This is a genomic window from Glutamicibacter sp. NPDC055354, from assembly GCF_053644955.1.
Map to the genome: position 1 here is coordinate 121,119 of NZ_JBSHMB010000002.1, position 15,665 is coordinate 136,783.

At 62.0% G+C, this 15,665-nt stretch carries 13 protein-coding genes; 7 read left to right on the forward strand and 6 right to left on the reverse strand.

Annotation, left to right across the window (positions count from 1 at the left end; genetic code table 11):
• Nucleotides 1-125: 125 nt before the first annotated feature.
• Together purN and ACWICV_RS10805 are read left to right on the forward strand one after the other, a co-directional pair.
• Nucleotides 126-695, forward strand: coding sequence for a phosphoribosylglycinamide formyltransferase (gene purN / locus ACWICV_RS10800; protein WP_133833195.1), 570 nt, complete (start codon nt 126-128; stop codon nt 693-695).
• Nucleotides 696-727: 32 nt separating this feature from the next.
• Nucleotides 728-2,242, forward strand: coding sequence for an SDR family oxidoreductase (locus tag ACWICV_RS10805; RefSeq protein ID WP_105661637.1), 1,515 nt, complete (start codon nt 728-730; stop codon nt 2,240-2,242).
• Between the two features lie 195 nt (nt 2,243-2,437).
• Here the strand turns inward: ACWICV_RS10805 and ACWICV_RS10810 are convergent, their stop codons facing one another.
• The gene (locus ACWICV_RS10810; protein WP_454091003.1) at nt 2,438-5,458 is read right to left on the reverse strand and encodes an alpha-mannosidase; all 3,021 of its coding nucleotides are present in this window, start codon (nt 5,456-5,458) and stop codon (nt 2,438-2,440) included.
• Nucleotides 5,459-5,566: 108 nt separating this feature from the next.
• Nucleotides 5,567-6,235 (reverse strand): histidine phosphatase family protein, encoded by a 669-nt coding sequence (locus tag ACWICV_RS10815; protein ID WP_454091004.1) that lies wholly within the window; start codon nt 6,233-6,235, stop codon nt 5,567-5,569.
• A gap of 207 nt (nt 6,236-6,442) precedes the next feature.
• On the opposite strand from ACWICV_RS10815, the gene ACWICV_RS10820 reads away from it, so the two are divergent.
• Nucleotides 6,443-7,012 (forward strand): TetR/AcrR family transcriptional regulator, encoded by a 570-nt coding sequence (locus ACWICV_RS10820; RefSeq protein ID WP_133833191.1) that lies wholly within the window; start codon nt 6,443-6,445, stop codon nt 7,010-7,012.
• A 49-nt stretch (nt 7,013-7,061) separates the two neighbouring features.
• On the opposite strand, the gene ACWICV_RS10825 is transcribed toward ACWICV_RS10820, so the two are convergent.
• Nucleotides 7,062-8,399, reverse strand: coding sequence for an MFS transporter (locus ACWICV_RS10825; RefSeq protein WP_133833190.1), 1,338 nt, complete (start codon nt 8,397-8,399; stop codon nt 7,062-7,064).
• Between the two features lie 187 nt (nt 8,400-8,586).
• Here ACWICV_RS10825 and ACWICV_RS10830 point away from each other — a divergent pair, with 187 nt between their 5' ends.
• The gene (locus ACWICV_RS10830) at nt 8,587-9,285 is read left to right on the forward strand and encodes a hypothetical protein (protein WP_454091005.1); all 699 of its coding nucleotides are present in this window, start codon (nt 8,587-8,589) and stop codon (nt 9,283-9,285) included.
• Between the two features lie 97 nt (nt 9,286-9,382).
• Nucleotides 9,383-11,053: a bifunctional phosphoribosylaminoimidazolecarboxamide formyltransferase/IMP cyclohydrolase gene (gene purH, locus ACWICV_RS10835; RefSeq protein ID WP_332595201.1), complete on the forward strand. Its 1,671-nt coding sequence runs from the start codon at nt 9,383-9,385 to the stop codon at nt 11,051-11,053.
• Nucleotides 11,054-11,232: 179 nt separating this feature from the next.
• Here the strand turns inward: purH and ACWICV_RS10840 are convergent, their stop codons facing one another.
• Complete coding sequence (locus tag ACWICV_RS10840; protein WP_454091153.1) at nt 11,233-11,454, reverse strand: hypothetical protein; 222 nt, start codon at nt 11,452-11,454, stop codon at nt 11,233-11,235.
• Between ACWICV_RS10840 and ACWICV_RS10845 the strand changes: the two genes are divergently transcribed.
• Together ACWICV_RS10845 and ACWICV_RS10850 are read left to right on the forward strand one after the other, a co-directional pair.
• Entirely contained in the window at nt 11,408-12,625 is a 1,218-nt protein-coding gene (locus ACWICV_RS10845) for an NRAMP family divalent metal transporter (RefSeq protein ID WP_105661644.1), read from the forward strand. The genes ACWICV_RS10840 and ACWICV_RS10845 overlap by 47 nt on opposite strands.
• Nucleotides 12,626-12,638: 13 nt before the next feature.
• Nucleotides 12,639-13,448, forward strand: a complete 810-nt coding sequence (locus ACWICV_RS10850; protein ID WP_402474258.1) for a putative hydro-lyase — start codon at nt 12,639-12,641, stop codon at nt 13,446-13,448.
• 116 nt (nt 13,449-13,564) lie between these two features.
• Here the strand turns inward: ACWICV_RS10850 and ACWICV_RS10855 are convergent, their stop codons facing one another.
• Nucleotides 13,565-14,560 carry an adenosine deaminase gene (locus tag ACWICV_RS10855; RefSeq protein ID WP_454091006.1) on the reverse strand — a complete coding sequence of 332 codons (996 nt, stop codon included), beginning with the start codon at nt 14,558-14,560 and terminating at the stop codon, nt 13,565-13,567.
• 394 nt (nt 14,561-14,954) lie between these two features.
• Nucleotides 14,955-15,629 carry a GntR family transcriptional regulator gene (locus tag ACWICV_RS10860; RefSeq protein WP_105661647.1) on the reverse strand — a complete coding sequence of 225 codons (675 nt, stop codon included), beginning with the start codon at nt 15,627-15,629 and terminating at the stop codon, nt 14,955-14,957.
• Nucleotides 15,630-15,665 lie beyond the last annotated feature (36 nt).

A 15,665-nucleotide genomic window follows, 5' to 3' on the forward strand; every position in this document is an offset into this window, starting at 1 on the left:
CGCTCTTACGGCCAGTCTAGGGCCGGCGCGGCAACGGTGCCGGGAAAAGGCCTGCGGATCGAAACGCCATGCAACATTGCGTCCGGGATGAAGCGCCGGACCCGGCGAACCGTAGAATTGAATTCATGCGCATTGTGGTTTTGGTTTCAGGTACCGGTTCTAATCTCCAGGCAGTCATCGACGCAGTGGCCGACGGCCAGCTGGACAATGTCGAGATTGCGGCCGTGGGAGCGGATAAGCACGGCACCTACGGCGTGCAGCGTTCGGCTGAAGCCGGAATCGAAACGTTCGTCGTGAACTTCAAGGACTACGCGGATCGCGGCGAATGGAACCATGCGCTCACCGGAAAGTGCTTGTCCTACGCCCCGGACTATGTTGTCTCCTCCGGTTTCATGCGCATCGTCGGCGAGGAATTCATCAACGCCTTCGACGGCACCTACATCAACACCCACCCTGCGCTGCTGCCGTCCTTCCCCGGCGCCCACGGCGTGCGCGATGCGCTGGCCTACGGCGTGAAGGTCACCGGCTGCACCGTGCACATTGCCGATGCCGGGGTTGATACCGGTCCGATCCTGCGCCAGGAAGCCGTGCCGATTGAAGAGCACGACACCGAGGAATCGCTGCATGAGCGCATCAAGCTCGTCGAGCGCCGCCTGCTCATTGCCACGCTCGCCGATCTCGCCAAGGGAAAATAGGGCGCTGCCCACCGCGTAAAATTGGTGGGGAGATGACTGAACCTACGCCGCTGCCCTTGCAGGCACCAGAAACCGAACTGTTTACCGAAGCAGAACTATCCGCCGCTTTGAAGGTCCTGTCGGTGGTGCACCAGCTGGATCCCGAGGATGAACGGCACATTGCCGTGCGCAGGGCCACCAGCAATATGTTCAAGGCGGCCAAGCGCTACCGCAAGTCCCAAAAGCGTGCCGAGATCAGTGCCGCGGACAGGGCAGTGATCGAGCGCACCGCCACCGGCTCGCCGCAACGGCTGGATGACGAAACCCTCGGCCTGGACCTGAGCAGTTCAACCGGAAGCGCAAGCGCCGGGGAATTCCGCAAGCCGCGTGGCTGCTACATCTGCAAGCAGCGCTACACCACCGTGGATGCCTTCCACCATTATCTCTGCCCTGACTGCGCCGCACAGGGACGCGAACGCAGAGACGCGCGCGCGGACCTGAGCGGCAAGCGCGCCTTGCTGACCGGCGGGCGAGCCAAAATCGGCATGCACATCGCGCTGCGGCTGCTGCGCGATGGAGCCCACACCACCATCACCACGCGTTTTCCCAAGGACGCAGCACGGCGCTTCGCGGCACTGGAGGACAGTGCCGAATGGATGCACCGGCTGCGCATTGCCGGCATCGACTTGCGCGACCCCGCACAGGTCATCTCCCTGGCCGACCGCGTGGCTGCCGAAGGACCGCTCGATATCCTGATCAACAACGCCGCCCAGACCGTGCGGCGCACGGCCAACTCCTACCAGCATCTGGTTGAATCCGAGCAGCAGCCCCTGGCCGCGCAGTTGCTGCCTGGCAACGGGGGACCGGAGCTGTGGGGCGAAGCGAACCCGCCCTCCGAGCATCCCAAGGCCCTGGCCAGTGCCTTCCGCCTGGAAGAATCAGCCCTGCTGGCCCCGGCGGCATCGGAAAGCTACGATGCGCAGCAGCTGGCCGATCTGGCCATGAGGGCCGGCTCCGCATCGCTGGAACGAATCGCAGCGGGAACCGCAATCGATGCCGGGGGCTTGATCCCGGACGTGGTGACGGATAATTCCTGGACGCAGATCCTGGGTGATGTTGATGCCCTGGAAATGCTCGAAGTGCAGTTGTGCAATGTCACCGCCCCGTTCCTGCTCGCTTCGCGGCTGCGCCCGGCCTTGGCCGCCAGCGGGGCCCGGCGCAAGTACATCGTGAACGTCTCGGCGATGGAAGGCCAGTTCTCCCGCCGCTACAAGGGGGCCGGGCACCCGCACACCAATATGGCCAAGGCCTCGCTGAACATGCTCACCCGCACCAGCGCGGAAGAGATGCTGAAGACCGACCGGATCCTCATGAGCGCGGTGGACACCGGGTGGATCACCGATGAGCGCCCGCATGATGCGAAGGTCCGGAAAGTCGCCGACGGGTGGCACGCCCCCTTGGACCTGATTGATGGCGCAGCCCGGGTGTACCAGCCGATCGTTGACGGGGAACGCGGCATTGACCTGTATGGCTGCTTCCTCAAGGACTATGAGCCATCGCCCTGGTAGGGGTCGGCGGAATCCTCCCCGGCTAGGACGCCAAGCCCGGTGATACCAACGGCCAGGGCGTAGGCGGGGTCGGTTATGCGGTTGCTCCGGACGGGAGACTGATCCAGTGAGTCCAGCAAGCCAGGACCGTGGATTGCAGCGGGGCTGGCCCTTCGCACGCCATGGCGTGCGAAGGGCCAGCCCCGGAACCCGCGGTTACCTGGCCAGGGCGAAGCGCAGGGTGCGCACTTCGAAAGCGCCCAGCCTCAGCGGCACAGCACCATCGGAAAGCTCGAGGACTTGCCCCGCCAGCTCATCTTCCAGCAGGCTCGCGGTGGCTGCAGACAAGGCCTGCGCGTTGACCAACAGGCTGCCGCTGGCACGGCGCCCCAGGGATTCATAGACCCGCACCACCAAATCGCCGGAGTGGTCCGCAGCCAGCTTCACGCTGGAAATCACCAGGCCTTCGCCGGTGACCGATACCAGTGGGTCCACGCCGTGGGCGCCATGGACGACTCGCTCTGCGCTGTTGAGCAAGGCGCCGGCTTCTGTTGCCATGGCCACGTCCGCGCCGATGACCAAACCGTAGCGGTGGGCCTGCAGGCCTTGGTCGGTTTCAGGATCCGGGAAGCGCGGGGCTCGCAGCAATGACAGGCGCATGGTTGTCGTGACGGCCGCGTCCTTGGCATCGCGGGTGACATCGAATCCGTAGATGGAATCATTGACCAGTGCCGCGCCGAAGCCGGGTTCCTCGGCTAGCACGAAGCGGTGCATGGAAGTTTCGAACTTCGCCGCTTCCCAGCTGGTATTCACGTGGGTAACGCGCTTGTGGTAGCCGAACTGGGTTTCGGCAATTGCATGCTCGGCACGGATATCCAGCGGGAAGGCGACCTTGAGGAATTTCTCTGCCTCATGCCAATCGGTACTCTGCGAGATCTGCACGGTCCGCGAGCCTGGCGCCAGCGACAGTTCCTGGACCAGCGTGGATTTGGAGAAGCTGCGGGCAATCGTGATGACCTGGCTGCCGTCCTCGCGCGAAGACAGCTCCAGGCTATCGAGCTCGCGCAGATCGGTGACCTGGTTGCGGTAGTACTTGTCCACGTCCCAGGCATCCCACATGTTCGGGAAGTCCTGGTGCAATTGCAGCAGGTTCGCTTCCTGGCCCTCGGCAATAGTTTCACGGCCGGTAGCCAGATCCACCGCGGAGGCAATCAGGCCCTGGGCATTGACCGCCACCCGGATGACCGAGTTATCCAGGATGTAGCCGCCATCGGCTGCCGTTGCCCGGACCGCGGAAACAGGAACGGCTTCCACTTCCCTGGCCTGGCCGAAGGCCAGGTTATTGCGCGTGAACGCCGCACCGTTGAATGCAATAGGGGTGGAGCCCTCGCCAGCCAGCTGCTGCTGGGCGGCGCGGATCAGCGTTTCGGCCTGCTCGATGACCTGGGCGTAGCGTGCCACCACTTCGCGGTGCACCCAGGCGATGGAGGTGCCGGGCAGGATGTCATGGAACTGGTGGAGCAGCACGGTTTCCCACAGTTCGTCGAGCTGCTCGTACGGGTATTCGGCCCCGGTGCGTAGGGCTGCGGTAGCCGCCCACAGTTCGGCCTCGACCAGCAGCTGCTCGGCGCGGCGGTTGCCCTGCTTTGTCTGGTGCTGGCTGGTCAGCGTGGCGCGGTGCAGCTCCAGGTAGAGCTCTCCCACCCATACCGGAGGGTTGGGCAGCTCGGCTTTGGCCCGGTCGAAGAAGTCGTTCGGGTGTTCCCACCGGACTTTCGCACTGCCTTCCAGATTGGCCAGGCGCTTGGCTTTGCCGGTCATTTCCCGGGTGGTGCCGCCGCCGCCATCGCCCCAGCCGACCGGTGCGATGGAGTTGTTGGTCAGCCGCGCTTCGCGGAACTGGCGCGAGGCCTTGGCGACTTCCTCCCCGGAGAGCTGCGAGTTGTAGGTGTCCATCGACGGGAAGTGGCTGAACACGCGCGAGCCGTCGATGCCTTCCCAATCGAAGGTGTGGTGCGGGAATTTGTTCTGCTGGTTCCAGGAGATCTTCTGGGTGAAGAACCATTCGAAGCCGGCACGGCGCATCAGCTGGGGCAGGGCAGGGGAGTATCCGAAGGAATCGGGCAGCCATACGCCCTTTGAAGCGATGCCGAATTCGTCGCGGAAGAACTTCTGGCCGTAGAGGAACTGGCGGACCAGCGATTCACCCGAGGGCATCACGGTATCGGACTCGACCCACATGCCGCCCAGCGGCAGGAAGCGCCCGTCGGCAATGGCCTTCTTCACCCGATCCCAGACCTCGGGGCGATGGGTCTTGAGCCACTTGTACTGCTGGGCGCTGGACATGCCGTAGAGGAATTCTTCCTCGTCGCCCAGCAGCTCCACCATCGAGGAGCAGGTGCGGGAGACCTTGCGGATGGTTTCGCGCAGCGGCCACAGCCAGGCCGAGTCGATATGCGAGTGGCCGATCGCGGAAATCTGGTGCGCGCTGTGCTCGGCTGGGGCGGCCAGGACCTCTGCCAGCTCGTTGCGGGCGGCCTGTGCGGTCTCGGTAATCCGCTGCAGGTCGAGCACGTCCAACGCGTTGTCCATGGCCTGCAGGATCTGCATCTTGCGCGGGCCGGCCGGCAGCTGCTCTTGCAGATCCAGCAGCACCTCCAGATCCAGCGACAACTCGTGTACTACGGATTCAAAGACCGCCAGGTCCATGCGGCGGGTGGTGTACAGCCGGCGCGAAGACGAGGTAAGGATATCGCCCTGCTCGGTGGGGAGGAACGGGTGGTAGTCCAGCAGCACCGGGTTGGATGCCGCTTCCAGGTACAAGTCGATGACCTCATTGCCTTCGGCCTGACCGGCAATGGGCACCCACTGGTTGCGCGGGTTGATCGCCTTGATGGTGATGCCGTCCGGCCGGTAAACCAGGCCCTCGCACTGGAACCCGGTCATGTTGACGTCAAAGCCCAGATCAATCACGGCTTCCACCCGGCGTCCGGCCCAATGCGCCGGAACCTGGCCCTGCAGATGGAACCATGTGGTGCCCCAGGCCGCGCCCCACGGGGTACCAACCTCTGTGGGCTGGTAGTCCAGTGCAAGGCCCTGCGCAGGAGCTATCGGCTCTCCTGGCAATTCGTGCCAGGAGAGGGTCAATGGCATGGTTTCTGAATATATCGCTGGAAGGATACGTTCGGTCAGAACGCGGCGGACGCGTCCGGTGGTCAGGGAAATGTCGTCGTGCATGAGGGCCTTCCGTTTGTGCGCTCAGCGGAAAATGAGCTCCCCTGCCAGACTACCGAAAAAATAGATGCTGAGTTGGTGCAACTCGCGATCCCCGGTGGAGCGGGGTACTCAAGGGATGCCGTCCTCGCCACCCGTCACGTCCTCGGTGAGAACATCGCGAACGAAGTCGCCACCGAGCGGTTCTGGATTCCACCGTTCCAAGGTCCACGTTTCGCCGATGCCCAATTCCAGCAAGGAGCCACCGGTATTCTCGATATGCAGCTCTGCGGCATCGGCAGGCGCCATCTTCGTAGCCCATGCGCTGAAGACGCGAATGGCGGCACCATGGCTGAATACCGCGACCGTGCCGGAGTAGTCCTGTGCCCGGGCGATGGTTTCCAAGGCCTTGGAATATCGTTCAATGAAGTCGTAGCCGTTCGGCCCGCCGGGCATCTTCTGCTCCCAGTTGCCATGCATCCACGAATGCAGGCACATGCCGTAGGCATAGCGTGAGGCCTCGTCGGCCTGCATCTCCAAGGTACCTGATGAAATCTCCTCGAGGCCGTCAATGACCTGCAGCTTCTGTCCGGTGGATTCGCTCAATGGCTGGGCCGTCAGCTGCGTGCGGTTCAGCGTCGAGGCATAGATGGACTGCAGCTGCCCGCCACTGAATGCCTGCGGCAGGGCACGAGCCTGTCGATGCCCCAGCGGAGTGAGGCTGGCACCCGGGTAAGCGGTATCAAGCTGCCCGGCAACATTCGATGGGGTTTGTCCGTGCCTGATGAGCTGAAAACGCATATCCGAGGATTCCTTGGCCTTGAGGTTCTAGATCCTAGGGATAGCACGGTTTCTGGAAATGCGGAATGGCTGGGCGCGGGCGCGGGGAGCAAACTTTTCGTTCTGGAAAGTTGATTTCCGCTTCGTCAGAGCATTGCCTGTCCGCTATCGTGAAATCGTCAGGTGGCAAGTCGTGCGCCAGAATTTCCTTCAGATCGGATTCCACTCATGCGTTCAGATGCTCTTCGGCGACGTGAGAACATCCTTCGAGCAGCTCGTGAATTATTTGCAGAACACGGCGCCCAGATTGCGATGGAAACTATTGCAGAGGCCAGCGGAGTGGGCATCGGCACACTGTATCGAAACTTCGCTGACCGGAATGCGCTGGTTGAAGAAGTCACCCTCGGCACGCTTGGGGATATCCGAATCGCTTCCCAATCAGCGGTTCAGCGGCTTGAAGACGGCGACACGGACGCTTGGGAAGTTCTGCTTGGCACGCTGGTCCAACAGAATCTCGGGGCACTGAGCGAAGCGCTCGGGCTGCAACTGCCACGGAAGATCAGCCCCCGCATTCTGGAGGTCCAGGCAGAGGCCGGCCAGTCCCTGCACTCCGCCTTGGACTTGGCCAAAAACGCGAATTTGGTCCGCAAAGACGTAACGGAGATAGAACTGATTGCCACCATCGGGGCCATGACCCGTCCACTGCCGCGGGCCTTCAGCAAGAGCCAGCCTGGTTTGGAGGACCGCATCGTGCAGATCATGCGCGATGGCTTGCGCCCGCAAACTACGCAGGACTAGCAAATGCCAGCACCAGAAGGTGCTGGCATTCGCCGCTGGCAGATGATCCTTAATCCAAACTCATGCCGCGCGTTTCTGGAGCGAATCGCGCCATGAAGACGACGGCTACCAGCACCAGCGCAGTCGCGCCGGCAAAGAGCCAGCCCAGCCCGACCACTGGCCACAGGGCCGCGAAGAGCAGGGGACCGAAGCCGGCGGCAAAGCGGGACATGGTCGAGGCCCAGCCGAAACCGCTGGCGCGCAATTCGGTGGGGTACAGCTCGGAAACATAGGCATACAGCACCGGAATAGCGACCTGGACCACCACGCCGAAGACCAGCACCCAGGCAATCGCGGTCGCTGGGATATGCAGGTTCTGGGCTACGATCACAAGCACGATGCCTGAGATTGGCGCGGAGATCGCCAGCAGCCATTTACGGCCAACCCGCTCCACCAGCAATGCTGCCAGAACAACGCCCACCAGCCCCATCAGGGCCATCACCGCGGTAGCGAAGAACGACGCTGACTGGGCCATTCCGGCCTCGGTCAGAATCGATGGCAACCAGGTCAATGCCAGGTAGTAGACCAGCAAAATGGTCATGAACAGCAGCCAGCTGGTGGCGGTGATCTTCCAGGAGTACCGCCACAGCGAGGCGACCTGCTCCCACCAGCGCGGTGCCTTTTCCAATTCCACAGGTGCAATTACGTACTCGCGCTCAGTGGCCCCGGTGCGTTCCACGAGCTGGTCGATGACCGCACGAGCCTCGGCGTCGCGGCCCTTGGCTGCCAAGAACAGCGGGGATTCGGGCATGGAGCGTCGTACCAGGTACACCATGAACGCGGGCAGGATCATGACCGCCAGGATCAGCCGCCAATTATCGGCGGTGGCCATCACCCACCCCGAAACGAAGAAGGACAGTGCCGCGCCCACCGGCCACCAGCCATCCATGGCGGTGAGCACGCGTCCGCGCAGCTTGGCAGGGGTGAACTCGCCGACGAGCGCATAGTCCACCGGGATGCAGCCTCCCAGGCCGACGCCGGCCAGGAAGCGGAAGGCGACGAAGAAGCCGAAATTCGGGGACAGCGCGCCGAGGATGGTGAATAGCGAGAACATCAGAAGCGTCAGGCTGAAGGCGTTCTTGCGTCCATAGCGGTCGGCGATCCCGCCCCAGAGGAAGGCGCCCAGGGCCATGCCCACCAGATTGGAAGTGCCCAGCAAGGCCGCGGTGGGACGGTCAAGCCCCCACTCTTCGGCGACCAATGGAATCAACGCGCCGTTGAGGGTCACGTCCCAGGCATCGAACATGAATCCGAGTCCGCCGATAATGAAAATGGTGCCCTGCACCTTCCATTTGAACGGCAGCTCTTGCACGATCGATGTGCCAGAAGGCAGGGGTGCGGAAGACACAGTGGTGCACCTTTCGGTGTGCGAGCAGAAATGGTTTGTACCGCGTGAAGCATAGCCGAAAACCAGGTTCCAGGTGTAGCTCTCTACGCTTCTTCTCCCGCCACGTCAAGGCCTGTTGTCTGCGCCGGCAAGGGGGTAATCTCTGGACATGGGAGTAGATTGGACCGCTCTCGAAGAGGCTATACGGGTGACTGCCCTTCGACACGCAGCGGAAGTGATAGCTGGACACCCCGACCAGGACTTCTATGCCATTGCCTTGCATGGAGTCAGCACCGAGGAAAGTGAAAGCATCGCCATGCCGTTGCTGGCCTTGAACTCGGTGCAGGCCCTGGAACGAGATCGCCTCACGGAGTCTCGCGAGCAATTGGTGGAACGCGGTGAAGACGCCGATGAGCCTGCCGATTACGAGGACCGTCCCGATGCCGACGGCGATGGAAGCCTTGAACCTGAAACCGTCACATTGGAAGACGATTCGCTGCTGATCACGGATTCCGATGATGAAGATCTCGACGACGTCTTGGCCTCCTTGGAAGCGGATCTGGAAGAAAGCGACGAGGAGAGCTTCTACTCGGATAAGTGGGAACCCAGCGATTGGCACTGGTCATCCATTGATTTATGCGAAGATCCCGCGGCCACGCTATGGTCCGAGGCGATGACCGGACTGGCAGTGCGTGATGGCTGGGAACCTACTATCAAGCGCTACTATCACACGCTGGTTGCGGTAGCGCGGTCGTTGCGCGAAGAGTTGGGCGATCGGACCAAGGCAGATCTCGTGGCCTATGTCGCAGATGAAGAACATGCAGAGAAACTTCTGCAGCTTTGCCTGACTGACAAGCAGCTTTCTTCATATTTCCCGCAGCTTTCCTCATTGCCGGAAGGGGCTTGACACGAACTGAAATTCCGGTGCCTTCCTTGGTTAGAATGAAGGCGGTGGCCTCTGCGCTGCCCGCCCCATTCATTCTCACCGCCGGGAGAAAAATTTCGTGAGTAAGACCGTGCTGGACAAAGTCGCTATCCGTCGCGCACTGATTTCCGTCTATGACAAGACCGGCTTGGAGGAGCTGGCCGCTGGATTGCACGCCGCAGGCGTGCAGCTGGTATCCACCGGCTCCACGGCCAAGAAGATCGCTGCCGCTGGAATTCCCGTGACCGAGGTCGAGCAGGTGACCGGTTCCCCTGAAATGCTCGATGGCCGCGTCAAGACCCTGCACCCGCGCATCCACGGCGGCATCCTTGCGGACCGACGCGTCACCGAGCACATGGATACCCTGTCCTCGATGGATATCGAGCAGATCGACCTGGTAGTGGTGAACTTGTACCCCTTCGTGCAGACCGTCGCCTCGGGTGCCTCGCAGGATGAAGTTGTCGAGCAGATCGATATCGGGGGCCCAGCCATGGTCCGCTCGGCAGCGAAGAACCACGCCGCCGTTTCCATCGTGGTTGATCCAGTTTTCTACCCGCAGGTCATCTCCGCAGCAGCCGAGGGCGGCTTCGATCTGAAGACCCGCCAGCGCCTGGCCGCCAAGGCCTACGCTCACACCGCAGCCTACGACACCGCGGTAGCTTCGTGGACCGCAAGCCAGTTCCTGGATGAGGACGGCGACGGCGTCATCGACTGGCCAGCCTACGCAGGCGTGGCCCTGCAGCGTGCCGATGTGCTGCGCTACGGCGAAAACCCGCACCAGCAGGCAGCGCTCTACGTTGACGAAGCCGCTCCAGCCGGCATCGCCCAGGCTGATCAGCTGCACGGCAAGCCAATGAGCTACAACAACTACGTGGATGCAGATGCTGCACTGCGTGCCGCCTACGACTTCGAGAAGCCGGCTGTGGCTGTGGTCAAGCACGCCAACCCTTGCGGTGTGGCCGTCGCTTCGGATGACGCTGCAGATCCAATCGCTGACGCGCACCGCAAGGCCCACGCTACCGACCCGGTGTCCGCATTCGGCGGCGTCATCGCCGCCAACCGCACGGTCACCAAGGAAATGGCAGAAACCGTCAAGGGCATCTTCACCGAGGTAGTCATTGCCCCGGACTTCGAGGCCGAAGCCGTGCAGATCCTCTCGGCCAAGAAGAACATCCGCCTGCTGGCCCTGCCAGAAGGCTACGGCCGGAACAAGAACGAGTTCCGCCAGGTAAGCGGTGGCATGCTGGTCCAGGCCGGCGACAAGATCGACGCCGAGGGCGACAACCCGGGGAACTGGACCCTTGCTGCCGGCGAAGCAGCTGACGCTGCTACCTTGGCAGACCTGGAATTCGCCTGGAGCGCCGTGCGCGCTGCCAAGTCCAACGCGATTCTGCTGGCCAAGAATGGTGCAGCAACGGGCATCGGCATGGGCCAGGTCAACCGCATCGACTCCTGCAAGCTGGCCGTGGAACGTGCCAACACCCTGGGCGTGAAGGTCGAGTCCGGCGCGGATGCAGCCGGTGGCGCTGAGAACGCTGACGCGGCTGCTTCGGAACAGCGTGCCGTGGGCTCCGTGGCCGCTTCGGATGCTTTCTTCCCCTTCGCCGACGGCCTGCAGATCCTGATCGATGCCGGCGTGAAGGCTGTCGTGCAGCCCGGTGGTTCGGTGCGCGATGAGGAAGTCATCGCGGCAGCGAACGAAGCCGGTATCACGATGTACTTCACCGGTGCACGCCACTTCTTCCACTAAACCCGATTAGTGCCCCGCGGCCGCGGTCCCGGCGAATTATCGCTGTGACCGCGGCCGTGGTGTTTTAAGTGCCGAATCAAGATGGAACCTTCCGGTTGCGCTGACGCGAGCCACTTGATGGAAAGAATTTTCGAGGAGTCCAGTGGGCTGCTGGGCCTCGAGTATATTTTGGGAATTTGCTAGTCAGCGCTCAGCACCAAAACGAATAAATGGTGATTTGCAATGGGATCGGAGGAGGCCTGCAAAGTAAATTGTTCAACAACCTGTTGCCAGAGTTGTTCAACAACCTGTAAAGTCTTTTCCATCACATTGACCTTGTGACGGTTGTCACCACTATCGCATTGGAACGTCATCATGGCACTTCCTGAGTCAACATCCCAAAGCAGCAAGGCGCGGCGCACGGCGCTCCTAGGCGCTATGTTCCTGATGGCCACCAGCGCCATTGGACCGGGCTTCATTACCCAGACCACAGAATTCACGGTCCAAATCGGCGCGGCCTTCGCCTTCGCCATTGTCGTCTCCATCCTTGTGGACATCGCGGTCCAGCTGAACGTCTGGCGCGTGATCGGGGTATCCGGAATGCGTGCCCAGGAACTGGGCAACAAAGTCGTCCCTGGCATCGGTTGGGTACTGGCCGCACTGGTATTCATCGGCGGCATGGTCTTCAACATCGGCAATATCGCCGGCACTGGCCTGGGCCTGAACGCCATGCTGGGTGTTGACGCCAAAATTGGCGGCGCCATCTCCGCGGCCATCGCCATCCTGGTCTTCCTTTCCAAGAAAGCCGGCATGGCATTGGACCGCATTGTGGTGATGCTGGGAGCCGTCATGATCCTGCTGATGTTGTACGTGGCAATTGTCGCCGCCCCACCGGTGGGCGATGCGATCCGCAACGTGGTACTCCCCGAGAAGATCGATTTCTTGATCATCACCACCCTGATCGGCGGCACCGTTGGCGGCTACATCACCTACGCCGGCGCCCACCGCATGATCGATTCGGGCACATCGGGCGTGGAGCATGTCAAGTCGATCTCCAACATCTCGACCCTGGCAATCATCGTCACCGGTGTCATGCGCGTACTGCTCTTCCTCGCGATCCTCGGCGTTGTGGCTGGCGGCGTAGCGCTGACCAGCGACAACAAGGCTGCCGAAGCTTTCGGCCACGCCGCCGGCCCCATCGGCATCCGTGCTTTCGGCATCATCCTCTGGGCTGCCGCGCTGACCAGTGTGATCGGTGCCGCCTACACTTCGGTTTCCTTCATCACCAAGCGCACCACCCCGGAGCGCACCCGCAACCTGATCACCGTGGCTTTCATCGTGGTCTGCGGGATCATCTACCTGTTCCTGGGCAAGGCGCCGGCAACCCTGCTGATCTTCGCCGGAGCCTTCAACGGTCTGATCCTTCCTGTGGGCTTCGCAGTACTGCTCTGGGTCGCATGGCGCCGCCGCGACCTGATGAACGGATACAACTACCCCAAGGCCCTGCTGGTCATCGGTGCCTTGACCTGGCTGCTCAGCGTCTACCTCGGCTGGAACTCGATTTCGGGTCTGGCAGCCCTCTGGAACGGCTAGGAGCCAAGCAATCATGAAGGACCTGAAGAGTCTCGGGCATTCCGAACGTGCGGCGATGGCCCCAAGCGAAGCCCGCGAATTGTTCCGTGCCGGGCAGGTGCTGCCTACCGCCGGGATCAGCGCTGGATATGCGCAGGCGAATCTGATCATCGTTCCCCAGGAGTTGGCCTTCGATGTGCTGCTCTTTGCCCAGCGCAACCCCAAGTCCTGCCCGATCCTCGGTGTCCTGGAGGCGGGGCAAACCAGCAACGAGTTGCTGGCAGGCGGGGACATCCGTACCGACGTGCCGAAGTACACGGTTTACGAAAACGGGGTCAAGGTGGATGAACCCACCGACCTGTCCATGTACTGGCGGGATGATCTGGTGACCTTCATTGTCGGCTGCTCGTTCACCTTCGAGAGCGCACTGATGGAAAGCGGCATTTCCATCGCGCATATCGACCAGGGCGTGAACGTGCCAATGTACAAGACCAATATCCGCTCGCAGTCGGCCGGAGCGATGTCCGGTCCGATGGTGGTCTCCATGCGTCCGATTCCTGCCTCGCAGGTTGCCGACGCGGTACGCATTACCTCGCGCTATCCAGCTGTGCACGGGGCTCCCGTGCATATCGGGAATCCCCAAGAGCTGGGCATAGCAGATCTGGGGTCACCGGACTTCGGAGATGCAGTGCAGATCCCGGAAGGGACGATTCCGGTGTTCTGGGCCTGCGGCGTCACGCCGCAGGCAGCCGTGATGGAGTCCCGCCCGGCCTTGGCCATCGGCCACGCACCGGGGCACATGCTCATCACGGATATCAGGGATTCCCAATACCAGGTTCCCTAGCTCATAGACCGAACGAGGCGGCCTCACCCCAAGGGGGCCGCCAAGTTTCCGCCAGGGCCTTTGGCCCTGGATCGAACGCGGTGGTCTTCCCCCAAGAGGCCGCCGCGTTCCCATGTCTAAAGGCTTTGCCGCTGAACCCAGGCCTGGACTTCGGCAAGCAGTACCTGCTTGGATTCTTCATCCAGGAATGCGGATTCAAAGGAATTCCTTGCCAGCGTAGCCAGCTGCCCGGTGCTGAAGTTGAAGCTTGCCATGAGCGAGGAAAAATTGGCATCCATGTATCCGCCGAAATAGGAAGGATCATCAGAATGCACCGAAACCTTCAAGCCCTTTTCGAGCATCTGCGGCAACGGATGATCGGCCATGGTGTCCACCGCACGCAAGCGGATGTTGGATAGCGGGCAGACAGTCAAAGGCATCTGCTCGTCGACCAAGCGCTGAACCAGCGTCGGGTCGTCCAGGCAACGGATGCCGTGGTCCACGCGCTCAACCTCCAGCAAGTCCAGCGCCTGCCAAATGTAGTCAGCAGGGCCTTCCTCGCCCGCATGGGCAACGACGTGCAGGCCGTAGGCGCGGGCATAGGCAAAGACTTCCTGAAACAGCTCGGGCGGGAAACCCACCTCCGAGGAATCCAGGCCGATGCCATCGATATCGTGCTTCTCGGCGACCAGCACCTTCATCAAGTCCATCGCTTCTTCCGCTGGGGCATGGCGCCAGAAGCACGCGATGAGCTTGTGGGAGATCCCCCAGCGTTCTGCGCCCTCGTCCAGACCGGAACGGATGCCGGCGATGACCTCGCCCATGCCCAGTCCGCGCTGGATGTGAGCTTGTGGATCGAAGAACAATTCCACATGGCGCACGCCGGAGTCATGGGCGCGCTGCAGGTAGGCCACGGTGATTTCGTGGAAGTCTCCAGCGGTGCGCAAGACCGCCATATTCGCATAGAACAGGTCGAGGAAGGACTGCAGATTGCTGAACTGGTACTTGGCACGCAGCTGGTCAACGGTGGCATAGGGCAGCTCAACACCGTTTTTTGCCGCCAGCGCCATGATCATTTCTGGTTCCAGCGTTCCCTCAAGGTGGATGTGCAATTCGGCTACAGGCAATTTCACGGGTGGTGCGACCTTCCAAGCAGGGGACGAGGGCCTAGGCCGTGATGAAACGGCCGTGGCGCGCAATGGTTTCGTTAAACCATACGTTGGCTATCTATGTGCTTGCTTGGCTTGTCCGTGCGTCGAGGAAACCCGCAGGGCGCTGGGCTTGCGGCTGCCCGCACCGGCAGGCTGGCGGGGGCGATAGCATCAAGGATCCGGAAAATCGGTGATCGCAGTGGAAATTCCGCGGGGCAAGCCCGGATTTGGCCTCTGGGGCATCCGTGGAAAACAAGAGTGCGCAACCCGATGAGGCATGCGCTGGAGGCTGTCATTTGCCGCAAAGCAGTGAGGAATGCACGGCGCGGATGAGATGGAAATCGTAAGCGGAATGGGCCAAGGCCCTGTTCCATGCCTACTCCGGGCGTTGGGCGATGTGGCTGAGCAATTCAGCTTCAGCGGTGTCGAGATAGCCGCGCAGGGTCTGGGCGGCTTCCAGGCGCTTTCCGGCGCGGAGCATGGCCAGCAGATTCGCATTGCGCTCTACGTAGTGCGAATGGAAATCCGGGGCGTCGCTCATGGCGTGGAAGACCAGGCGCATGCGGGCCAGCACGCGGCTCATCAGCTCCTGGAGCAGTTCGCTGTCGGAGGAGGCGACCAGCTGCTTGTGGAAGGCCTGATTGGCATTGGCCATCCGCGGCACGTCGCCGGCAGCCAGACCTGTGCGAGCCTCTTCGATGATCTTGCCCAACCGGTCCAGGTCGATGTCTTGGCCCCACGCCAGGCATGCCGGCTCGACGGTACGGCGCACCGCATAGATTTCCCGCACATCATCAGCATCCGGAGAAGCCACGAAAACACCCCGGTTGGGGATCCGGGTGATGATCAGCTCGCTATTGAGCAAGGTGAAGCTCTCGCGCAAGGTATTGCGCGAGAGCCCCAACGATTCAGCCAGGGTCTGTTCGGAAAGCTTGTCACCGGGCAATAGCTCGCCTTCGGCAATGCGGCGGCGCAGCTCATTGGCAGCCCAGAGCCCGCTGTGCGCGTGAGGGGCCTTGGCTGGATGCGAGGTGCTGCTGGTGGCTTTCATGCTTCCAATTTATCCCAACTGGCTTGCGGGTACGGA